Consider the following 23,177-nt stretch of genomic DNA (forward strand, 5'->3'; position numbering starts at 1 on the left):
TTTTGTGCCTTGTCCTCTAAAAAGCGCTACTTCAGCAGTTTTTGAAATTCTTCCACCGGCAACGGCTGGCTGTGCAAATACCCTTGGTAGAAGTGGCACTCCAGCCCCTGCAGGAACTCAAGCTGTTCCGCCGTTTCCACCCCTTCGGCAATCACCTTCAAATCCAGGCTGCGGGCCATGGCGACGATGGCGCGGATGATCTCGGCGTCGTTCGGGTCGCTGGTGGCGTCGCGGATGAACGACTGGTCGATTTTCAGGGTGTCGACCGGCAAGCGCTTGAGGTAGGTCAGCGAGGAATAGCCGGTGCCGAAGTCGTCCATGGCGAAGCTCACACCGAGTTTTTTCAGGCGGCGCATTTTGCTGATGGTGTCTTCCAGGTTCTGGATGACGATGCCTTCGGTGATTTCCAGCTTCAACAGGGAGCAGGGCAGGCCATAGCTGGTCAGGCTGTTTTCAATTCGTTCGACGAAGTCGTTCTGGCGGAACTGGCGCGGGCTGATGTTCACGCACAGGCTGAATTTGTACGGATTCACCAGGCCGTCGTCGATCAACTGTTTGAAGGCCTGACAGGCTTCGTCGAGGATCCAGGTGCCGACCTCCAGAATCAGTCCGCTGTCTTCCAGCACCTTGATGAACTCGGTGGGTGACTGCGCGCCGAGCTCCGGATGATTCCAGCGTACCAAGGCCTCGGCGCCGACGATGCGGTCGCCCCGGGCGTCGACCTGAGGTTGGTAGTGCACGCGAAACTCGCCCCGGGAAAGCGCCAGGCGCAGGTCAGTCTCCATGCGCAGGCGTTCGCTCGCGGCCTTTTGCATGGTGTTGTGGTACATCTGCGCGGTATTGCGCCCCGAGTCCTTGGCGCGATAAAGCGCGATGTCGGCGCGCTTGAGCAGGTCGGTCGGGGTCGAGCCGTGATCGGGGATCAGGGCAATGCCGATGCTGGGTGTCACTTGCAGGCGCTGGCCGTCGAGGAACATCGGTTCGGACAGCAGCTCGCGGATGGTGTCGGCCACTTCGCGAACCTGGTCGCTGACCTCGCTGCGCGAGCCTTCGAGGCCGCTGAGCAACACCACGAATTCGTCTCCGCCCAGGCGCGCGACGGTGTCTTCCATGCGCACGCTGGCCTCCAGGCGCGCGGTGATGATTTTCAGCACGGTATCGCCCACCGGGTGCCCGAGGGAGTCGTTGATGTGCTTGAAGTGGTCGAGGTCGAGGAACATCAGCGCGCCGCGCAGGTTATGCCGTTTGAGCAGGGCAATCTGCTGGCTCAGGCGGTCCATCAGCAAGGCGCGGTTGGGCAGGTTGGTCAGTGGGTCGTGGTAGGCCAGGTGGCGGATCTGCGCTTCGGCGTTTTTCAGCAGGCTGACGTCGCGCGCGGTCAGCAGCAGGCAGGCGGTTTCATTGAGGGTGATTGGTTCCACTGAGACTTCGACGGTGAGCAGTTCGCCGCGCTTGTTGCGCCCGAGCATTTCCTGGTGATGAACCCGGCCCTTGATCTGCAATTCGGCCAGTAGCGCCGAGCGTTGTTTTTCTTCCGCCCAGATCCCGACCTGGTACACCGTGCGGCCCACCACTTCCTCGGCGCGGTAGCCGGTCAGGCGGCAGAAGCCGTCGTTAACCTCCAGATAGCGCCCGGTGTCGCGCTCGGTGATAGTGATGGCGTCGGGGCTGGAGTGGAAGGCCTTGGCGAATTTCTCTTCACTGGCCTTGAGCGCCGCTTCCGAGCGCTGTTGCTGGGTGATATCGCGCAGCGTGGTGACGATGCAGGCCTGGTCGCCGACGCTGATCTGGCGGCTGGAAATCACGCAAGTCAGGACCTGTCCGTCCTTGTGCTGGACGAGAATGGCCACGTTGTTCAGGCCTTGTTCGCGGATCACTTGTTCGATCCGTCGCAGGCTTTTCGCCGAAGCGTCCCACAGGCCAATTTCGTCGGCGCTGCGGCCGATCACATCGGCGGTGCTCCAGCCGAAGGTCTGGGTGAAGCTGGAGTTGATTTCAATGAACTGGCCGGTGTCCTGGTGGGTGACGCAGATCGGATCGGGGCTGACCTGGAACAGCGTGGCGAATTTTTCTTCGGAGGCCACCAGCCGTTGTTCGCGCTCGACCTGGTCGGTGATGTCGAGCAATGTACCGGCCATGCGCACCGGCACGCCGTTTTCATCGCGGTAGAGGCGGGCACGGCTTTCGAGGTAGCGCGAGCTGCCGTCGGGCAATTGCACGCGGTAGGTCAATTGATAGTTGCCGGCCGGGCCTTCACGCAGGCTGCGGTACGCGTCGCGCATGGTGTCGCGCTCTTCGCCGGGCACACCTTCGAAGAACTCGTCGAAGGACTCGTGAAAGGGTTTGGCGTCCAGGCCGTGGAGTTGGGCGGCCCGTGCCGATCCGTAGAGCATGCCGCTGGGAATGTGCCAGTCCCAGGTGCCGAGTTGCGCCGAATCCAGGGCCAGGTCGAGGCGTTCCTGGCTGTCCTTGAGGGCCTGTTCGGCGACTTTGCGTTCGGTGGTGTCAAGGAAGGTGCTCAGTAGATAGGGCTGGCCTTCGAGCTCGACCTTTTGCGCGCTGAGGATGCCGTCGTGGATCTGGCCATTGCTGGCGCGAAACTGCACTTCCATGCTGACCAGGTCGCCTTTGGCTTTGGTGGCCTTGACCAGGTCGTCCCGTTGCTCGGGATGCACCCACAGGCCCAGCTCCAGGGTGGTGCGGCCGATCGCGTCTTGCACCGGCCAGCCGAACAGGCTTTCGAAATACTGGTTGGCTTCGGAGATCAGGCCGTCGTCCTGGCGGGTCAGCAGGACCATGTTCGGGCACAGGTGGAACAGGGTGGCGAAGCGTTTTTCCGAGCTGCTCAACGCCTGTTCGCGCTGGCGCTGGTGGGTAATTTCGCGGATCACACCGATCATCCGTGGCCGGCCGTGCTTGTCCGGCAACAGGCTGCCGCTGATCTCCAGCCAGTGCAGGCTGCCATCGGGCCAGCGGATGCGGTGATGCATCATTTGCTCCAGCGGCGCGCCAGCGATGACCGCGTGGAACGCACGAACGGTTTTCGCGCGGTCTTCCGGAGGCAGCAGGTCGAGGTATTCCAGATCCGATGGCAATGGTTTGCGGGGATCGAACCCAAACAACGCCTGCGTACCCCGGGACCAGCTGATCTGCCCGCGCTCGATGTCCCAATACCAGGCACCCAGGCGCGCGCCGTTGAGCGCGGCCAACAGTTGCGAGGCACTTTCCCAGCTCTGTTCGGAGTTTTTCGGGTCAAGTGCCTGTATACGCGGCATAGGCGGAATACGATCAACAGATTTGGGCATTGGCAAGCCTTAGGCTGAATGGGCGTTTGGCACGGGAATTCGCGGCTCTATAGGAGTAGCACAACTTAGCCTTGAGTCCCTGGCGGATCGAGTTGAGCATCCAGCAGGGCCATGAAAGCCCGCGCGGCGTTCGACAGTGTCCTTTCCGTGTGCAGGATATAGCCTAGCTGGCGAGTGAGCTGTATGCCCGGCAAAGGTATGCGCGCCACCTGGTCATCGAGCATGGTGCGCGGCAAAACGCTCCAGGCCAGGCCGATCGATACCATCATCTTGATGGTTTCCAGGTAGTTGGTGCTCATGGCGATGTTGGGCGTCAGGCCCTGGGCTTCAAACAGCCGCTGCACGATGTGGTGGGTAAAGGTGTTGCCGCCGGGGAAAACCGCCGGGTGTCGGGCGATGTCCGCCAGGCTGACCTTGCCGTTATTGAGCAACGAATGCTCCGGGGCAACCACGAAATCCAGCGGGTCGTCCCACACCGGGGTGGCCTTGACCAGCGCGTGGGGTTCCGGCGCCAGGGTGATGACCGCCAGTTCGGCGCGGCCATGGAGAATTTCCTCGTAGGCCACTTCCGAATCGAGGAACTGAATATCCAGCGCTACCTGTGGGTATCGTCGGGTGAACTCCCTCAATAATGGTGGCAAACGGTGCAGGCCGATGTGGTGACTGGTGGCCAGGGTCAGACGGCCGGTCACTTCGCCGGTGAGGTTGGTCAAGGCACGGCGCGTATCATCAAGGACATTGAGTATCTGGTAGGCCCGCGGCAGCAGGGCGCGCCCGGCCTCGGTCAGGCTCACTTCACGCCCCAGGCGGTCGAACAACCGCACCTTCAATTGCTGCTCCAGCCCGGCGATACGTTTGCTGATCGCGGGCTGGGTCAGGTGCAGCCGTTCACCGGCGCCGGAGAAGCTTCCGGTCTCGGCGATGGCAATAAAAGCATTGAGGTTGGCCAGGTCCATGGTTGTATTCCAGTTGGTTATCCAAAGCATAAAAAATATGAATTTGAGTTATTTAATGTAACCCCATAGGATCAGCCTCACAAGCCAAAGGGTTATTGAGCACTTCAAGACCCGGGGCATAGAAACAAGCTGATGAGGAACCGTCTGATGGCCGGCAAAACGCTCTACGACAAGCTCTGGGATTCGCATTTGGTCAAGCAGCGCGACGATGGCTCTGCGCTGATCTACATCGATCGTCACATCATCCACGAAGTGACCTCGCCGCAAGCCTTCGAAGGCCTGCGTCTGGCCGGGCGCAAGCCATGGCGCATCGATGCCAACATCGCGACCCCGGACCACAACGTACCGACCACGCCGGAGCGCAAGGGCGGCATCGACGCCATCGTTGACCAGGTCTCGCGCCTGCAAGTCCAGACCCTCGACGACAACTGCGATGAATACGGCATCGTCGAGTTCAAGATGAACGACGTTCGCCAGGGCATCGTCCACGTCATCGGCCCGGAGCAGGGCGCAACCTTGCCGGGCATGACCGTGGTCTGCGGCGACTCCCACACCTCGACCCACGGCGCATTCGGCGCATTGGCTCACGGTATCGGCACCTCCGAGGTCGAGCATGTGCTCGCCACCCAGTGCCTGGTCGCCAAGAAAATGAAAAACATGCTGGTGCGCGTCGAAGGCCAATTGCCGTTCGGCGTGACCGCCAAAGACATCGTGCTCGCCGTGATCGGCAAGATCGGCACCGCCGGCGGTAACGGCCACGCCATCGAATTCGCCGGCAGCGCGATTCGCGACCTGTCCGTCGAAGGCCGCATGACCATCTGCAACATGTCCATCGAGGCCGGCGCTCGCGTAGGCCTGGTGGCCGCGGACGAAAAGACCGTGGCTTACGTCAAGGGCCGTCCATTTGCTCCGAAAGGCGCGGAATGGGACCTGGCCGTCGAAGCCTGGAAAGACCTGGTGTCTGATGCCGACGCCAAGTTCGATACTGTTGTCGAACTCGACGCCACCCAGATCAAGCCGCAAGTCAGCTGGGGCACTTCGCCTGAGATGGTGTTGGCGGTGGACCAGAACGTGCCGGATCCTGCGAAGGAAATGGACCTGGTCAAGCGCGGCTCCATCGAGCGCGCCTTGAAATACATGGGTTTGACCGCCAACCAGGCGATCACCGACATTCAGCTCGACCGCGTGTTCATCGGTTCCTGCACCAACTCGCGGATCGAAGACTTGCGCGCTGCGGCGGTAATCGCCAAGGGCCGTAAAGTGGCCTCGACCATCAAGCAGGCCATCGTGGTGCCGGGCTCGGGTCTGGTCAAAGCCCAGGCTGAATCGGAAGGCCTGGACAAGATTTTCCTCGAGGCCGGTTTCGAATGGCGCGAGCCGGGTTGCTCGATGTGCCTGGCGATGAACCCGGACCGCTTGGAGTCCGGCGAGCATTGCGCCTCGACCTCCAACCGTAACTTCGAAGGCCGTCAGGGCGCCGGTGGTCGTACCCACCTCGTCAGCCCGGCCATGGCCGCCGCCGCCGCTGTGAACGGTCGTTTCATCGACGTCCGTGAATTGATCTAAAGGAGCGCAGCATGAAAGCTTTTACCCAGCACACTGGACTTGTCGTGCCTTTGGATCGTGCCAACGTCGACACCGATCAGATCATTCCGAAACAATTCCTGAAGTCGATCAAACGCACGGGCTTTGGCCCGAACCTGTTCGATGAATGGCGCTACCTGGATGTGGGCCAACCTTACCAGGACAACTCAAAGCGTCCGCTGAACAAGGACTTCGTCCTCAACGCTGAACGTTACCAGGGCGCCAGCGTGTTGCTGGCCCGTGAGAACTTCGGTTGCGGCTCCAGCCGTGAACACGCGCCGTGGGCCCTGGAAGAATACGGTTTCCGCAGCATCATCGCGCCGAGCTATGCCGACATCTTCTTCAACAACAGCTTCAAGAACGGCTTGCTGCCGATCATCTTGAGTGATGCCGAAGTCGACGAACTGTTCCAGCAGGTCGAGGCCAATCCGGGCTACCAGTTGCAGGTCGATCTGCAAGCCCAGACCGTGACCCGCCCTGACGGCAAGGTGTTGAGCTTCGAAATCGATGCCTTCCGCAAACACTGCCTGCTCAACGGCCTGGACGATATCGGCCTGACCTTGCAGGACGGCGATGCGATTGCGACGTTTGAAGCCAAGCATCGTGCGAGCCAGCCTTGGTTGTTTCGCGACGCTTGATTTTGCGTAAGGCGTAATGACGCCATCGCGAGCAGGCTCGCTCCCACATTGGATTTGCGGCGTAAACAAAACCTGTGGGAGCGAGCTTGCTCGCGATGAGGCCAGAACAGACACCCCAAGACTCACCCCCAAAAGGAAGTCCCCATGACCAGCACCGCCCGACACAGCCAGGTAGTCCAGAAACAATTCGGTGAACAGGCCTCGGCCTACCTGAGCAGCGCCGTACACGCTCAAGGCACTGAATTCGCGCTGCTACAGGCCGAGCTGGCAGGGCGGGGTGATGCCCGGGTCCTGGACCTGGGTTGCGGTGCCGGTCACGTGAGTTTTCACGTAGCCTCTTTGGTGAAAGAAGTGGTGGCCTACGACCTGTCGCAGCAAATGCTCGACGTGGTGACCGCTGCCGCTGCCGATCGTGGCTTGAGCAACGTGACCACGGTCAACGGTGCCGCTGAGCGCCTGCCGTTCGCTGATGGCGAATTCGATTTCGTCTTCAGCCGCTATTCGGCGCACCATTGGAGTGATCTGGGCGTGGCCCTGCGTGAGGTGCGTCGAGTCCTTAAGCCGGGCGGTGTGGCGGCGTTCGTCGACGTGTTGTCACCGGGTAGCCCGCTGTTCGACACTTACCTGCAAAGCGTCGAAGTGCTGCGCGACACCAGCCATGTGCGCGATTATTCCGCCGGCGAGTGGTTGCGCCAGGTCAGCGAGGCGGGGCTGCACACCCGCAGTACCACTCGTCAGCGCCTGCGCCTGGAGTACAACAGCTGGGTCGAGCGCATGCGCACGCCTGAAGTGATGCGCGCGGCGATCCGCGAGTTGCAGCAGTCGATGGGCAATGAAGTACGCGAATATTTTGAGATTGAGGCCGATGGTTCGTTCAGCACCGATGTACTGGTGCTGATGGCTGAGCGATAGAATTTTTCCGGGTGCGTCCAAGGGCGCACCGACTGATGACATGAGGAAAGCATGAGCAAGCAGATTCTGATTCTCCCAGGTGACGGTATTGGCCCGGAAATCATGGCCGAAGCGGTCAAGGTGCTGGAATTGGCCAGCGACAAGTTCTCCCTGGGTTTCGAGCTGAGCCACGACGTGATCGGTGGTGCAGCCATCGACAAGCACGGCGTGCCGTTGGCCGACGAGACCCTGGAACGTGCCCGCGCGGCCGACGCCGTGTTGCTGGGCGCCGTTGGCGGTCCGAAATGGGATGCCATCGAACGTGACATCCGCCCTGAGCGTGGCCTGCTGAAGATCCGTGCGCAACTGGGCCTGTTCGGCAACCTGCGTCCGGCGATCCTGTACCCGCAGCTGGCCGAGGCTTCCAGCCTGAAGCCGGAAATCGTTTCCGGGCTGGACATCCTGATCGTTCGCGAACTGACCGGCGGCATCTACTTCGGCGCGCCACGCGGCACCCGCACTCTGGAAAACGGCGAGCGTCAGTCCTACGACACCCTGCCGTACAGCGAAAGCGAAATCCGCCGCATCGCCCGTGTCGGTTTCGACATGGCCATGGTCCGTGGCAAGAAGCTGTGCTCAGTGGACAAGGCCAACGTACTGGCCTCCAGCCAACTGTGGCGTGAAGTGGTCGAACAAGTGGCCAAGGATTATCCTGAAGTCGAACTGAGCCACATGTACGTCGACAACGCCGCGATGCAACTGGTGCGCGCACCGAAGCAGTTCGACGTGATCGTCACCGACAACATGTTCGGCGACATCCTGTCCGACCAGGCCTCGATGCTCACCGGTTCCATCGGCATGCTGCCGTCGGCGTCCCTGGACACCAACAACAAGGGCATGTACGAGCCGTGCCACGGTTCGGCTCCGGACATCGCGGGCAAGGGCATTGCCAACCCGTTGGCGACCATTTTGTCGGTGTCGATGATGCTGCGCTACAGCTTCAACCAGCAGGCCGCGGCCGATGCCATCGAGAAAGCCGTCAGCCTGGTGCTGGATCAGGGCTTGCGCACCGGTGACATCTGGTCGGCCGGTTGCACTAAAGTCGGTACGCAGGAAATGGGTGACGCAGTAGTCGCCGCGCTGCGGAATCTGTAATCTCTCGGGCCCGCTGCCAAATTCAAGACAAGGTAGCGGCCCACATTTCAAGAAGGTGTAGTTGCGATGAAACGTGTAGGTCTGATCGGTTGGCGCGGCATGGTCGGTTCCGTGCTCATGCAGCGGATGCTGGAAGAGCAGGATTTCGATCTTATCGAGCCGGTGTTTTTCACCACTTCCAATGTCGGTGGCCAAGGCCCGTCCGTGGGCAAGGACATTGCTCCGCTCAAGGACGCTTACAGCATTGAAGAGCTGAAAACCCTCGACGTGATTCTGACCTGCCAGGGTGGCGACTACACCAGCGAAGTCTTCCCCAAGCTGCGTGAAGCCGGCTGGCAGGGTTACTGGATCGACGCCGCTTCCAGCCTGCGCATGCAGGATGACGCGGTGATCGTTCTGGATCCGGTCAACCGCAAGGTGATCGACCAGCAGCTGGATGCGGGCACCAAGAACTACATCGGCGGCAACTGCACCGTCAGCCTGATGCTGATGGGCCTAGGTGGCCTGTTCGAGGCTGGCCTGGTGGAGTGGATGAGCGCCATGACCTATCAGGCGGCCTCCGGTGCCGGCGCGCAGAACATGCGTGAACTGATCAAGCAAATGGGCGCGACCCACGCCGCTGTTGCAGATCAACTGGTCGATCCGGCCAGCGCGATCCTCGACATCGACCGTCGTGTGGCCGAAGCCATGCGCAGCGACGCGTACCCGACCGAAAACTTCGGCGTACCGCTGGCCGGCAGCCTGATCCCGTGGATCGACAAGGAACTGCCGAACGGTCAGAGCCGTGAAGAGTGGAAGGCCCAGGCCGAGACCAACAAGATCCTCGGTCGCTTCAAGAGCCCGATCCCTGTCGATGGCATCTGCGTGCGCATCGGCGCCATGCGCTGCCACAGCCAGGCATTGACCATCAAGCTGAACAAAGACGTACCGATCGCTGATATCGAAGGGCTGATCAGTCAGCACAACCCTTGGGTCAAGCTGGTGCCGAATAGCCGTGAAACCAGCATTCAGGAGCTGAGCCCGAACAAGGTCACCGGCACCCTGAACATTCCGGTTGGCCGTCTGCGCAAGCTGAACATGGGTTCGCAATTTATCGGCGCGTTTACCGTCGGCGACCAGTTGCTGTGGGGCGCGGCCGAACCACTACGTCGCATGCTGCGGATCCTGCTTGAGCGTTGATCGGTTGATGCAATGAAAGAACCCGCGCCTTGAAAGAGGCGCGGGTTTTTTTATCCCTGACAGTCTGAAGTTTATTGGTTGCCCATACCGGCCTCTTCGCGGTCACCGCAAGACCCGGCAGAATTGCCTGTATCTCACCCACCCGGTAAAGTGCCGCTCCCCCCGTTTCGCCAGAGGTAAAACCCATGAGCCAGACCATTGATATTGCCGTGATCGGCGCCACCGGTACTGTCGGCGAAACACTCGTGCAGATTCTCGAAGAACGCGATTTCCCGATCGGCACTCTTCACCTGTTGGCCAGCAGCGAATCGGCCGGCAGTTCGGTTCCGTTTCGCGGCAAGAACGTGCGGGTGCGGGAAGTCGATGAGTTCGACTTCAGCAAGGTGCAATTAGCATTCTTTGCCGCCGGCCCGGCGGTCTCGTTGAGTTACGCTTCCCGCGCGACCGATGCCGGTTGCTCGGTGATCGATCTCTCCGGTGCCCTGCCGGCCGAAAAGGCGCCGCAGGTCGTGCCCGAGGCCAACGCCCAGGTGTTGGCCGGCTTGAAAAAGCCGTTTCAGGTCAGCAGCCCAAGCCCGTCGGCCACCACCCTGGCAGTGGTGCTCGCGCCCCTGATGGGTTTGCTTGATTTGCAGCGCATCAGCCTGACCGCCAGCCTTGCGGTATCGGCCCAGGGCCGCGAAGCCGTGAGCGAGCTCGCCCGGCAGACCGCCGAGCTGCTGAATGTGCGTCCGCTGGAGCCGAAATTCTTTGATCGGCAGATGGCCTTCAACCTGTTGGCCCAGGTCGGCAAGCCGGATGAGCAAGGTCATACGTTGCTGGAAAAACGCCTGGTGCGTGAGCTGCGTCAGGTCATGGCGCTGCCTTCATTGAAGATTTCTGTCACTTGCATTCAAGCCCCGGTGTTTTTTGGCGATAGCTATAGCGTGACCCTGCAGTCCGCGAGTGAGATCGACCTGGCGAAGATCAATGCGGCCCTGGAAGACGCACCCGGCATCGAGCTGGTGGAAGCCGGCGATTACCCGACTCCGGTGGGCGATGCGGTAGGTCAGGATGTGGTCTACGTCGGTCGGGTTCGCCTGGGTATTGACGACCCGTCGGAACTTAATCTGTGGCTGACGTCAGATAACGTACGCAAAGGCGCGGCGCTCAACGCTGTGCAGTTGGCCGAGTTGTTGATAAAAGACCTGCTGTAAAAGATACTTTGCAACAATTTGTCGAATGATTCCCCGCGAGCCTATGCTTGCCGGGGTGCTGAAGGCGAGCCACTCTGCGGGGCTTTGCCGGGCATCAATGAAATGACCGCGCGCGACGACCCTCGCCGTTGCGCGCAATGCCTTACGGCAGCGGCTATCAATACCTTCTCGCTGGCCGAGGAATGTTCAAACTAAGGATGAGCTAATGGTTCAAGTTCGCAAACTGGTGTTAGCAATAGCGGCCGCCTCGGCGCTGTCCTCCGGTATGGCGCATGCCCTCGGGCTCGGGGAGTTGACCCTGAAATCGACGCTCAACCAGCCGTTGGTGGCGGAAATCGAGCTGCTCGATGTCAAGGATCTCACCGCCGCCGAAGTGGTGCCGAGCCTGGCCTCACCAGACGATTTCGCCAAGGCCGGTGTCGACCGCCAGGCGTTTCTCAACGACTTGACCTTCACCCCGGTGCTCAACGCCAGCGGCAAAAGCATCCTGCGCGTGACCTCCAGCAAGCCACTCTCCGAACCCATGGTGAAATTCCTGGTTCAGGTCATGTGGCCGAACGGCCGTTTGCTGCGCGACTACAGTGTGCTGCTCGATCCGTCCAAATTCTCGCCGCAAACCGCTGAAGCGGCTGCGCAACCGACGTCAACGGTTGCCGCGCCCGTCACTGGTGCGACCAAGCCGTCCCAATACACCACCACGCCGCGCGATACCCTGTGGGAAATCGCCGCGAAGGCACGTAATGGCGGTTCGATCCAGCAAACCATGCTGGCTATCCAGGCGCTGAACCCGGACGCCTTCATTGATGGCAACATCAACCGCCTGAAAACCGGCCAGGTGCTGCGCATGCCGGATCAGGCACAGAGCACCGGCCTGCCGCAAACCAAGGCCATTGCCGAAGTGGCCGCACAGAACAAGGCCTGGCGCCAGGGTCGCCGTTATGTGGCGAAACCCGGGGCAGGGCAGCAACAGCTTGACGCCACCAATCGCGCTCGCACCGATGTTGCTCCGGCGCAAGCGGCCACCGACAAACTGAGCCTGGTGTCTGCCGAATCCGGCAAGAACCCTGGCAAAGGGGCTGCCGGAGATGCCAAGGCCCTCAGCAACAAGCTGGCGGTGACCCAGGAAAGCCTCGACACCAGTCGTCGTGATAACGCCGAACTGAAAAGCCGCATGGCCGACCTGCAAAGTCAGGTGGACAAGCTGCAGCGCCTGATCGAGCTGAAGAACAATCAACTGGCCAAGTTGCAAACCGAGGGTTCTGCGGCTGCACCAGCGGCTGCGACAGCACCGGCAATGTCGGCCGAGCTGGCTGCCAACCCGGCCGCAGCGCCTGCACCGGTTGCCGCTGCGCCTGCCTCCGAGGCAACTCCGGCGGTGGCCGAGAAGCCCGTTGAAGCGACACCAGCGGCATCCGACGATCAGAAATTCAATGAATTGCTGACCAATCCGGTGCTGCTGGGTCTGGTGGGTGGCGGTGCGGTAATTCTGCTGCTCTTGCTGCTGTTGCTGGCCCGTCGCCGCAAAGCCCAGCAAGAAGCCGAGAAGCATCTGCGCATGGCCCGTGCCCTGGCCGAGGAGCAGCCGTTCTCGGCCGATCTCGACTTGCCGGAAAGCAGCTTCGATGGCCTGGAAGTTCCGCCGCCGAGCGTGAAGCTGGCGAATGCCCCGGCGCCTGCTCCCGCGCCAGCGCCGGTGGTTGCTCCGGTGGTGATGACCACGCCGATCGCCGCGCCATTGGTGGCGCCCGCTGCCGAGCGTTCCGACGACGTGCTGGGCCAGGCTCAAGCGCACATCAATGCCGGTCGCCTGAACCAGGCTGCCGCGTTGCTGGAGGACGGCGTCAAGCAAGAGCCCAAGCGCAGCGACTTGCGCTTGAAACTGATGGAAGTCTACGGCCAGCAAGGCGACCGCGATGCGTTCGTCGGCCAGGAGCGTCAGTTGGTGGCCAATGGCGACAACTTCGCCCAGGTTGAAAAGCTCAAAAGCCGCTTCCCGGCCATGGCACTGGTGGCTGCCGGTGGCATCGCCGCAGCCGCTGTTGCTGCCGAGCTGGACGCACAGTACGTCAAGGACCTGTTGCTCGATGAGCCGCAAGCGCCGGCGCCAGAGCCAGAGCCAATGCCGTTCGAGGATGACCTCGACAGCGCCTTCGACCTGAGCCTGGATGATCTGGACGCGATTACACCTGTGGCGCCTGCGCCTGTCCCTGCACCGGAACCTGAAGTGGCGGCGCTGGCAGACCTGGAAGAGTTCCCGCTGGACGACGATCTGAGTTTTGAGTCGGTGTTGCAGCAGCAGAATGAAATCAAGGAAAGCCTCGACGATCTGTCGGACTTCGACCTTGACCTGGATCTCGGTGCGCAACCGTCACCGGCAATGTTGGCTGAAGACGATTTCCTGCTGGATCTGGATGAGGGCGTGAAGGATTTCCCGGTTGCCGAAACCCCAGCTGTTCCTGAGGTCGCGCTGGATGACCTGGAATTGCCGGCCGATTTCGATCTGTCGCTGGCCGACGAAATGGGCGCACCGGATGCGTTCGCGGCCGAGCTGGATGATGTCAACGCCGAACTGGAGAGCCTGTCCAACAGCATCGGCGAGCCGACCTTTACCGAAGCTGATGCCGCGCTGGATAGCGATGATGACTTCGACTTCCTCTCGGGCACTGACGAAGCCGCTACCAAGCTCGATCTGGCTCAGGCCTATATCGACATGGGCGACAGCGACGGTGCTCGTGACATCCTCAATGAGGTGGTAAGCGAAGGCAGTGCCGAGCAGAAGAGTGAAGCCGAGGAAATGCTTTCGCGCCTGGCTTGAGTGATCGGTAGATTGTAAAAAAGCGGCAGCCTATTGAGGCTGCCGTTTTTGTTTGGTCGATGAGTTGATGTCGTCTGCAGTGGCCCCTTCGCAGACTTTGCGAGCGCCACAGAACCCTGTGGGAGCGGGCTTGCCCGCGATGAGGCCGGAACAGTCAGTGGAGATCCCTCTGGCATCCCCGCCCGGCGGCCTTATAATACCGGCCTTTGGTACATCATCAGGCTGTCCCTCCTTGGCAAATATAGATAACCCGGCCGCCGAAATGGCAGCCGACGGCTTTTTCCGGATCGCGCTGGGCGTCGAATACAAAGGCTCGCGCTACCGCGGCTGGCAGCGCCAGGCGTCCGGGGTGCTTACCGTGCAGGAAACCCTCGAAAACGCCTTGTCCAAAGTCGCCGACTCACCCGTTTCGCTGATGTGCGCCGGGCGTACCGACGCCGGGGTGCATGCCTGCGGACAGGTGGTGCATTTCGACACCCAGGTCGAGCGTTCGATGAAGGCCTGGACCATGGGCGCCAACATCAACTTGCCCCACGACGTCAGTGTCAGTTGGGCCAAGGTCATGCCGGCGCATTTTCATGCGCGGTTCAAGGCCATTGCCCGGCGTTATCGCTACGTGATCTACAACGATCAGATTCGCCCGGCGCACCTGAACGAAGAAGTGACCTGGAACCACCGTCCGCTGGACGTCGAGCGCATGGCCGAGGCCGCTCAATACCTGCTCGGTACCCATGATTTCAGTGCTTTTCGCGCCGGCCAGTGCCAGGCCAAGTCGCCGATCAAGGAGCTGCATCACCTGCGCGTCACCCGTCACGGCAAGATGATCGTGCTGGATATTCGCGCCAGCGCCTTCCTGCATCACATGGTGCGCAACATTGCTGGTGTGCTGATGACCATTGGTGCCGGAGAGCGTCCGGTGGAGTGGATGAAAGACGTGCTGGAGAGCCGGATTCGACGCACCGGTGGCGTGACCGCGCATCCCTTCGGTTTGTATCTGGTTCAGGTCGAGTACCGTGACGAGTTCCAATTGCCCGAGCGTTACATCGGTCCACACTTCCTGACCGGCTTCTCGGAACTTGGCGGCTGACGCCCTCGAATGCTTTTGTTACCATCCGGGACTTTCCCGGATTTGTCTTGGAGTTGTGTCGACATGTCAGCCGTTCGCAGCAAGATCTGTGGGATTACCCGCATAGAGGATGCGTTGGCAGCCATCGAGGCCGGGGCGGATGCCATCGGATTCGTGTTCTACGCCAAAAGCCCCCGTGCGGTGACGTTCCAGCAGGCGCGCTCGATCATCAAGGCGCTGCCGCCATTCGTGACCACCGTGGGACTGTTCGTCAATGCGAGCCGTTGCGAGTTAGGTGAGCTGCTCGACGCGGTACCCCTGGACTTGCTGCAATTTCACGGCGATGAAAGCGCGGCCGAGTGCGAAGGCTGGCACCGTCCGTACATCAAGGCGCTGCGGGTCAAGGCGGGAGATGACATCGCCGCGGCTTGCGATGCTTATGCCAGTGCCAGCGCAATCCTGCTCGATACCTATGTCGAAGGCGTTCCCGGAGGAACCGGGGAGGCATTTGACTGGTCATTGATACCGCAAGGCTTGAGCAAGCCGATCATTCTGGCGGGCGGTCTGACGCCGGAAAACGTCGCCGAAGCGATAGCCCGCGTTCGGCCTTATGCCGTGGATGTCAGCGGCGGGGTAGAGGCGAGCAAGGGCATCAAGGATCACGCCAAGGTTCAGGCATTTATCAAAGCGGTACGCGGTAGCACCTGTTGATGTGACGGCTGGCAGACTGCCGCCGTCCACTGCACTGTACAAAGCGGATGCACTGCACACAGCAGGCAGATCCGAGGGTTTGTGGTTGCACGCAGGTCATGTTTCGCGCTGACCGTGGCAGTCCATCAACCCTCTTCGCACACATGAATTTAGCGCTAGGGCATACACGGGGCCGCGAACCAGAGCGTTCGGGCCGCCGGTACTGGAGAAAGAAAGCATGAGCAACTGGTTAGTAGACAAACTGATCCCTTCGATCATGCGTTCCGAGGTCAAGAAGAGCTCGGTGCCTGAAGGTCTTTGGCACAAATGCCCGTCTTGCGAGGCTGTGCTGTATCGTCCGGAGCTGGAAAAGACCCTGGACGTTTGCCCCAAGTGCAACCATCACATGCGTATCGGCGCCCGTGCCCGTATCGACATCTTCCTCGATGTTGAAGGCCGTGCCGAGCTGGGTGCGGACCTGGAGCCGGTTGACCGTCTGAAGTTCCGCGACGGCAAGAAGTACAAGGACCGCCTGACCGCTGCACAAAAGCAGACCGGCGAAAAAGACGCGCTGGTTTCCATGAGCGGTACTTTGCTGGGCATGCCGGTGGTGGTTTCGGCGTTTGAGTTTTCCTTCATGGGCGGTTCGATGGGCGCCATCGTCGGTGAGCGTTTCGTTCGCGCCGCCAACTACGCCCTGGAAAAACGTTGCCCGATGATCTGCTTCGCCGCTTCCGGCGGTGCGCGGATGCAGGAAGCGCTGATTTCCCTGATGCAAATGGCCAAGACCTCTGCGGTGCTGGCTCGTCTGCGTGAAGAAGGCATCCCGTTCATCTCCGTGTTGACCGATCCGGTCTACGGCGGCGTTTCCGCCAGTCTGGCGATGCTGGGCGACGTGATTGTCGGCGAGCCGAAGGCGTTGATCGGTTTTGCCGGTCCGCGCGTGATCGAGCAGACCGTGCGTGAAAAACTGCCGGAAGGTTTCCAGCGCAGCGAGTTCCTGTTGGAGCACGGCGCCATCGACATGATCATCGATCGTCAGGAACTGCGTCCGCGCCTGGGCAACCTGCTGGCGCAAATGATGGGCCAGCCGACGCCGAAGTTCGTGGCTGCACCTATCGAGCCGATCGTGGTTCCACCGGTACCTGCCAGCCTATGACCCAACGTACCCTTGGCGAATGGCTCGCCTACCTTGAGCAGTTGCACCCTTCGGCCATCGACATGGGCCTGGAGCGGTCGCAGCAGGTAGCGTCCCGCATGGGACTGGGCAAGCCGGCGCCTCGGGTGATCACGGTCACCGGGACCAACGGCAAGGGTTCCACCTGTGCGTTCGTGGCGTCCTTGCTGCGGGCCCAGGGCTTGAAAGTGGGGGTTTACAACTCCCCGCACCTGCTGCGTTACAACGAGCGGGTAACGGTCGATGGTGTCGAAGCCACGGATGCCGAGCTGTGCGAGGCCTTTGCCGCGGTAGAGGCCGGGCGCGGCGACACTTCCCTGACGTACTTCGAAATGGGCACCCTGGCGGCATTCTGGCTGTTCCAGCGCTCCGGGCTCGATGCGGTGGTGCTGGAAGTCGGTCTGGGCGGTCGTCTGGATACGGTCAATGTGGTGGACGCCGACATGGCGCTGGTCACCAGCATCGGCGTCGATCATGCGGATTACCTGGGTGATACCCGAGAGTCCGTGGCCTTCGAGAAGGCCGGTATTTTCCGTAAGGGCGCGCCTGCGCTCTGTGGCGATCTGAATCCTCCACAACCTCTGCTGGACAAGGCGCGCGAGCTCAATTGCCCGTTTTTCCTGCGTGGGCGCGATTTTGACCTCGGTGTGACCGATCACAACTGGCAATGGCGCGGTGTCGATAGGCAAGGGCGCGCGATTGAACTGCGCGACCTCCCACTGCTCGATCTGCCGATGGAAAACGCTGCGCTGGCGTTGCAGGCGTACCTGCTGCTCGGCTTGCCTTGGGTGGATGCGCAGATTATCGAGGCGCTGCGGGCAACGAAGGTGGTCGGTCGTCTGGATCGCCGTGAGTTCGAGTGGCAAGGCAAGCGCTTGAATCTATTGCTGGATGTGGGGCACAACCCCCATGCGGCGGAGTATCTGGCTCGTCGCCTGGCCAGTCGCCCGCCGGTCGGCAAGCGTCTGGCGGTGTTCGGGCTGCTGTCGGACAAAGACCTGGGTGGTGTTGTCGGCGAATTGAATGCTAGTGTCCAGCACTGGGCCGTTGCACCCCTGGATTCGCCTCGGGCGCGTCCGGTTGCGGATTTGCACGATGCGTTGCAAGGTCTTGGTGCGTCGGTTACATCATACGGCAGCGTAGCGGCCGCCCTGGAAGGGCAATGCGCGCAGGCCTCGAACGACGACGAAATCCTGTTGTTCGGATCATTTTATTGTGTCGCCGAGGCCCTTGAATGGCTGGCCCGGCGCTCCACGGAGGAAGCGGCAAATGGCATTGCTGGATAAGGCATACAAACAGCGCATGGTTGGCGCCCTGGTATTGGTCGCGCTGGCGGTGATTTTTCTGCCGATGCTGTTTTCCCGCCAGGACGAACAGCGCCAGGTGACGGTCGAAGCGCCTGCGGCTCCGCAGGCGCCAGCGATGCCCCAGGTACAGGTCGAGCCGGTGGTGGTGCCTGAACCACAAACGCTGCCTCAGGAACCTGTGCCGAGCGATGACGAAATCGCCCAGCAGGAATCGGCGGTGCCAACTGCACCAGTTGCACCCGTTGCTCCAGCGCCAGCAGCCAAGCCGGCTGCACCTGCGCCGGTCCCGGCTTTGGCGGCTAAACCTGCAACGGCGCCTGCCCAGCCGATCACCGCGGCACCGGGCAAGCCGGACACCACGCAAAGCCGTGTCGATGCCAATGGTTTGTCTGTCAGCTGGTCGGTGCAGCTGGCCAGCCTGTCGAGCCGTGAAAGCGCGGAAAAGCTTCAGAAAACCCTGCGCAGCCAGGGCTACAACGCCTACATCCGTACCGCCGACGGCAAAAACCGGGTGTTTGTCGGGCCGTTGATCGAGCGCGCTGAAGCCGACCGGCTGCGTGACTTGCTGAACCGCCAGCAGAACCTCAAGGGGTTTGTGGTGCGCTTTCAGCCGGAACGTGGCTAAAACTATCGCCTCGATATGAAATGCACTGACAATCGCAGCTTACCGATAAGCATGGGCTCTGCTAAAATGCGCCGCCTTATCCGTCTGTAGGCTGCACTGTGCCATTTACCTGGGTTGACTGGGCGATCGTAGCAATCGTCGCCATCTCCGCATTGATCAGTCTGAGCCGCGGCTTCGTCAAAGAAGCACTGTCGCTGCTGACCTGGATCATCGCAGGAGTCGTAGCCTGGATGTTCGGTGGCTCACTGTCCGAGTACCTCGGCGGGTACATTCAAACGCCTTCGGCACGTATAATCACGGGCTGTGCCATCATGTTTGTCGCCACTTTAATCGTAGGCGCAATGATCAATTATCTTATCGGCGAACTGGTTCGTGTCACCGGGCTCTCCGGGACCGACCGATTCCTCGGAATGGCCTTCGGCGCCGCGCGTGGCGGGTTGCTGGTGGTCATCGCCGTCGGGCTGTTGAGCCTGGGGCCGGTACAGCAGGACGGGTGGTGGAAAGAGTCACAGCTCGTGCCAAAATTTCTATTGGTTGCAGACTGGTCCAAAAACCTGATCCTCGGGTGGAGCAGTCAGTGGCTTGCCAGCGGAATCAGCGTACCCGCTGATATTCCGTTCAAGGAGCAACTCTTGCCGATGGCCAAAACGCCTCAGTGAGTAGTGCTCAGTTCAGATCCATTAAGTAGGGGTTGCGTCGCATGTGTGGCATCGTCGGTATCGTCGGTAAGTCGAACGTCAATCAGGCGCTGTATGACGCGCTAACCGTCCTCCAGCACCGCGGCCAGGACGCTGCCGGTATCGTGACCAGCCATGATGGCCGGTTATTCCTGCGCAAGGACAACGGCCTGGTACGTGACGTGTTCCATCAGCGTCACATGCAGCGCCTGGTCGGTCACATGGGTATTGGCCATGTGCGTTATCCAACCGCGGGCAGCTCGACGTCGGCCGAGGCTCAACCGTTTTACGTCAACTCGCCTTACGGCATCACCTTGGCGCACAACGGTAACCTGACCAACGTTGAACAACTGGCCAAGGAGATTTACGAATCTGACCTGCGCCACGTCAACACCAACTCCGATTCGGAAGTGCTGCTCAACGTGTTCGCGCACGAACTGGCCCAGCGCGGCAAGTTGCAGCCGACCGAAGAAGACGTTTTCGCCGCCGTCACCGACGTGCACAACCGTTGCGTCGGTGGTTATGCCGTCGTGGCGATGATCACCGGCTACGGCATCGTCGGCTTCCGCGACCCGCACGGTATCCGTCCGATCGTCTTCGGCCAGCGTCACACCGACGAAGGCGTCGAGTACATGATCGCCTCGGAAAGCGTTTCCCTGGACGTGCTCGGCTTCACCCTGATTCGCGACCTGGCGCCGGGCGAAGCGGTCTACATCACTGAAGAGGGCAAGCTGTACACCCGTCAGTGCGCGACCAACCCGTCCCTGACACCGTGCATCTTCGAACACGTCTACCTGGCGCGTCCGGATTCGATCATCGACGGCGTGTCGGTCTACAAGGCCCGCCTGCGCATGGGTGAGAAACTGGCCGAGAAGATTCTGCGCGAGCGTCCGGATCACGACATCGACGTGGTTATCCCGATTCCGGACACCAGCCGCACCGCTGCGCTGGAACTGGCGAACCACCTGGGCGTGAAGTTCCGCGAAGGCTTCGTGAAGAACCGCTACATCGGCCGGACCTTCATCATGCCGGGCCAGGCCGCGCGGAAAAAATCCGTACGCCAGAAGCTCAACGCCATCGAACTGGAATTCCGCGGCAAGAACGTGATGCTGGTGGACGACTCCATCGTTCGCGGCACCACGTGCAAGCAGATCATCCAGATGGCCCGCGAAGCCGGCGCCAAGAACGTCTACTTCTGCTCCGCGGCACCAGCGGTTCGCTACCCGAACGTCTACGGCATCGACATGCCGAGCGCTCACGAGCTGATCGCCCACAACCGTTCGACCCAGGACGTGGCTGACCTGATCGGCGCCGACTGGCTGATCTATCAGGACCTGCCTGACTTGATCGAAGCGGTCGGTGGCGGCAAGATCAAGATCGAAAAGTTCGATTGCGCGGTGTTCGACGGCCAGTACGTCACCGGCGACGTCGACGAGGCTTACCTGAACAAGATCGAGCAGGCGCGCAACGATGCCTCCAAGGTCAAGACGCAGGCAGTCAGTGCGATCATCGATCTGTACAACAACTGAGTAATTACCGGCCCTGAGGGGCCGGTTTTGTATCTGGCTTTTAATTTACGAGAATAGGGAAAGGAGTGACAGCATGAGTCAGGATTGGGATGCCGGTCGGCTGGACAGCGACCTAGAAGGCGTAGCGTTCGATACCCTGGCCGTACGCGCCGGTCAGCACCGCACGCCGGAAGGCGAACACGGTGATCCGATGTTCTTCACTTCCAGCTACGTGTTCCGTACCGCCGCCGACGCCGCTGCGCGCTTCGCTGGCGAAGTGCCGGGCAACGTTTACTCGCGCTACACCAACCCGACCGTACGCGCCTTCGAAGAGCGCATTGCCGCCCTGGAAAGCGCTGAGCAAGCCGTGGCGACTGCCACCGGCATGGCCGCGATCATGGCCGTGGTGATGAGCCTGTGCAGCGCCGGTGATCATGTGCTGGTGTCGCGCAGCGTGTTCGGCTCGACCATCAGCCTGTTCGAGAAATACTTCAAGCGTTTTGGCATTGAAGTCGATTACGTGGCCCTGGCGGACTTGTCCGGCTGGGATGCGGCAATCAAGGCCAACACCAAATTGCTGTTTGTCGAGTCGCCGTCCAACCCGCTGGCCGAGTTGGTCGACATCGCCGAGCTGTCGAAAATCGCCCACGCCAAAGGCGCGATGCTGGTGGTCGACAACTGCTTCTGCACCCCGGCCTTGCAGCAGCCGCTGAAAATGGGCGCGGACATCGTCGTGCACTCGGCCACCAAGTTCATCGACGGCCAGGGTCGTTGCATGGGTGGCGTGGTCGCCGGTCGTAGCGAGCAGATGAAAGAAGTGGTTGGATTCCTGCGTACCGCCGGTCCGACCCTGAGCCCGTTCAATGCCTGGATCTTCCTCAAAGGCTTGGAAACCCTGAACCTGCGGATGAAGGCCCATTGCGCCAACGCCCAGCAACTGGCCGAGTGGCTGGAGCAGCAGGAAGGCATCGAGAAAGTCCACTACGCCGGCCTCAAGAGCCATCCGCAGCACGAGCTGGCGCTGCGTCAGCAGAAGGGCTTCGGTGCGGTCGTCAGTTTTGAGGTCAAGGGCGGCAAAGAGGGCGCCTGGCGCTTTATCGATGCCACGCGCCTGATATCGATCACCGCCAACCTGGGCGACAGCAAGACCACCATCACCCATCCGAGCACCACCTCCCATGGTCGCCTGGCGCCGCAGGAGCGGGAAGCGGCGGGCATTCGTGACAGCCTGATCCGCGTAGCGGTCGGCCTGGAGGACGTGGCGGACTTGCAAGCCGATCTGGCACGCGGTCTGGCTGCGTTGTGATCGAGTTGTCTACACCGACCACTGGCTCAAATGGCCGCGTAGCGCTGGTGACCGGAGCTGCGCGGGGCATCGGCCTGGGGATCTCGGCCTGGCTGATCAGCGAAGGCTGGCAAGTCGTGTTGACGGACCTGAATCGGGAGCGCGGTTCGAAAGTGGCGAAAGTGCTGGGCGACAACGCCTGGTTCATCGCCATGGATGTCTCCAACGAGGGGCAAGTCGCGCTGGGCGTGGCCGAGGTGCTCGGCCAGTTCGGGCGCCTGGATGCGCTGGTATGCAACGCAGCGGTTGCCGATCCGCACAACATCACCCTGGAAAGCCTCGACCTGGCTCACTGGAATCGGGTGTTGGCGGTGAACCTCAGTGGGCCGATGTTGCTGGCCAAGCACTGTGCGCCGTACCTGCGCGCTCACAGCGGTGCCATCGTCAATCTGGTCTCGACCCGCGCGGGGCAGTCGGAACCCGACACAGAGGCCTATGCGGCGAGCAAGGGCGGTTTGTTGGCCCTGACGCATGCGTTGGCCATCAGTCTAGGTCCGGAGATCCGGGTCAATGCCGTCAGCCCTGGCTGGATCGACGCGCGCGATCCTTCGGTGCGACGTGCCGAGCCATTGAGCGAGGCCGATCATGCCCAGCATCCGGCGGGCAGGGTAGGGACGGTCGAGGACGTCGCGGCGATGGTGGCCTGGCTGCTGTCGAGAAACGCCGGGTTTGTAACCGGCCAGGAATTCGTGGTCGATGGCGGCATGACCAAGAAGATGATCTATGAGCAGTGAACGGCAGCTTCACGCTTCAAGCTGCAAGTTAAAGCGTGACGGTGGTATGCCTGCTGTATGCGTATTTGCTTTTACTCGAAGCTTGAAGCTTGCCGCTAAAAGCTGTTTTTGAAAAAAACTTCAATCCTGCTATTGACTTAGGTTCGCTACCTGCGTAAATTTCGCGGCCTCGGAGATGCAAACGGGTGATTAGCTCAGCTGGGAGAGCGTCTGCCTTACAAGCAGAATGTCGGCGGTTCGATCCCGTCATCACCCACCACTTCCGAGAGACTTGCGAAAGCAAGAGGTAGGCTGAAATGCCTCCACCGACGCGCAGCGGTAGTTCAGTC

Annotated in this window: 18 protein-coding genes and 1 tRNA gene; 17 read left to right on the top strand and 2 right to left on the bottom strand. The window is 61.1% G+C overall.

The genetic code is table 11. The annotated features are described in order from the left end of the window. Positions 1–26: 26 nt before the first annotated feature. On the bottom strand, positions 27–3,305 hold the full coding sequence (locus tag VC35_RS05045) for a sensor domain-containing protein (protein ID WP_046038173.1): 3,279 nt from the start codon (positions 3,303–3,305) through the stop codon (positions 27–29). A gap of 65 nt (positions 3,306–3,370) precedes the next feature. Next, positions 3,371–4,261, bottom strand: coding sequence for a LysR family transcriptional regulator (locus tag VC35_RS05050; protein WP_046038174.1), 891 nt, complete (start codon positions 4,259–4,261; stop codon positions 3,371–3,373). A gap of 147 nt (positions 4,262–4,408) precedes the next feature. Here VC35_RS05050 and leuC point away from each other — a divergent pair, with 147 nt between their 5' ends. From leuC to VC35_RS05135, 17 genes are all read left to right on the top strand, one after another. Further along, positions 4,409–5,827: a 3-isopropylmalate dehydratase large subunit gene (gene leuC, locus VC35_RS05055; RefSeq protein WP_046038175.1), complete on the top strand. Its 1,419-nt coding sequence runs from the start codon at positions 4,409–4,411 to the stop codon at positions 5,825–5,827. Between the two features lie 11 nt (positions 5,828–5,838). Then, positions 5,839–6,483, top strand: a complete 645-nt coding sequence (gene leuD, locus VC35_RS05060; protein ID WP_046038176.1) for a 3-isopropylmalate dehydratase small subunit — start codon at positions 5,839–5,841, stop codon at positions 6,481–6,483. Between the two features lie 144 nt (positions 6,484–6,627). Beyond that, entirely contained in the window at positions 6,628–7,395 is a 768-nt protein-coding gene (locus VC35_RS05065) for a class I SAM-dependent methyltransferase (RefSeq protein WP_046038177.1), read from the top strand. Between the two features lie 51 nt (positions 7,396–7,446). Next, positions 7,447–8,529 (top strand): 3-isopropylmalate dehydrogenase, encoded by a 1,083-nt coding sequence (leuB, locus tag VC35_RS05070; protein WP_046038178.1) that lies wholly within the window; start codon positions 7,447–7,449, stop codon positions 8,527–8,529. 66 nt (positions 8,530–8,595) lie between these two features. Next, entirely contained in the window at positions 8,596–9,708 is a 1,113-nt protein-coding gene (asd, locus tag VC35_RS05075; RefSeq protein ID WP_046038179.1) for an aspartate-semialdehyde dehydrogenase, read from the top strand. 185 nt (positions 9,709–9,893) lie between these two features. Beyond that, entirely contained in the window at positions 9,894–10,904 is a 1,011-nt protein-coding gene (locus tag VC35_RS05080; RefSeq protein ID WP_046038180.1) for an aspartate-semialdehyde dehydrogenase, read from the top strand. Between the two features lie 205 nt (positions 10,905–11,109). Next, positions 11,110–13,719 (top strand): motility hub landmark protein FimV, encoded by a 2,610-nt coding sequence (locus VC35_RS05085; RefSeq protein WP_046038181.1) that lies wholly within the window; start codon positions 11,110–11,112, stop codon positions 13,717–13,719. Positions 13,720–13,981: 262 nt separating this feature from the next. Next, complete coding sequence (gene truA, locus VC35_RS05090) at positions 13,982–14,806, top strand: tRNA pseudouridine(38-40) synthase TruA (RefSeq protein WP_046038182.1); 825 nt, start codon at positions 13,982–13,984, stop codon at positions 14,804–14,806. Between the two features lie 63 nt (positions 14,807–14,869). Continuing rightward, entirely contained in the window at positions 14,870–15,496 is a 627-nt protein-coding gene (locus VC35_RS05095; protein WP_046038183.1) for a phosphoribosylanthranilate isomerase, read from the top strand. 217 nt (positions 15,497–15,713) lie between these two features. After that, the gene (gene accD / locus VC35_RS05100) at positions 15,714–16,634 is read left to right on the top strand and encodes an acetyl-CoA carboxylase, carboxyltransferase subunit beta (protein WP_046038184.1); all 921 of its coding nucleotides are present in this window, start codon (positions 15,714–15,716) and stop codon (positions 16,632–16,634) included. Then, positions 16,631–17,938 carry a bifunctional tetrahydrofolate synthase/dihydrofolate synthase gene (folC, locus tag VC35_RS05105; protein WP_046038185.1) on the top strand — a complete coding sequence of 436 codons (1,308 nt, stop codon included), beginning with the start codon at positions 16,631–16,633 and terminating at the stop codon, positions 17,936–17,938. The genes accD and folC overlap by 4 nt, the downstream gene beginning before the upstream one ends. Next, on the top strand, positions 17,922–18,584 hold the full coding sequence (locus tag VC35_RS05110; RefSeq protein WP_046038186.1) for an SPOR domain-containing protein: 663 nt from the start codon (positions 17,922–17,924) through the stop codon (positions 18,582–18,584). Before folC ends, VC35_RS05110 begins: the two co-directional genes overlap by 17 nt. Positions 18,585–18,682: 98 nt before the next feature. After that, complete coding sequence (locus VC35_RS05115) at positions 18,683–19,243, top strand: CvpA family protein (protein WP_007975669.1); 561 nt, start codon at positions 18,683–18,685, stop codon at positions 19,241–19,243. A 41-nt stretch (positions 19,244–19,284) separates the two neighbouring features. After that, a complete protein-coding gene (gene purF / locus VC35_RS05120) occupies positions 19,285–20,790 on the top strand; it encodes an amidophosphoribosyltransferase (protein WP_046038187.1) in 1,506 nt (501 codons plus the stop codon). A gap of 73 nt (positions 20,791–20,863) precedes the next feature. Then, positions 20,864–22,075, top strand: coding sequence for an O-succinylhomoserine sulfhydrylase (locus VC35_RS05125; RefSeq protein WP_046038188.1), 1,212 nt, complete (start codon positions 20,864–20,866; stop codon positions 22,073–22,075). Beyond that, positions 22,072–22,848, top strand: a complete 777-nt coding sequence (locus VC35_RS05130) for an SDR family oxidoreductase (protein WP_046038189.1) — start codon at positions 22,072–22,074, stop codon at positions 22,846–22,848. The genes VC35_RS05125 and VC35_RS05130 overlap by 4 nt, the downstream gene beginning before the upstream one ends. A gap of 183 nt (positions 22,849–23,031) precedes the next feature. Then, positions 23,032–23,107 (top strand) — tRNA-Val (locus VC35_RS05135). Positions 23,108–23,177: the final 70 nt, after the last annotated feature.

This window comes from Pseudomonas fluorescens (genome assembly GCF_000967965.1).
Lineage (GTDB): Bacteria > Pseudomonadota > Gammaproteobacteria > Pseudomonadales > Pseudomonadaceae > Aquipseudomonas > Aquipseudomonas grandcourensis.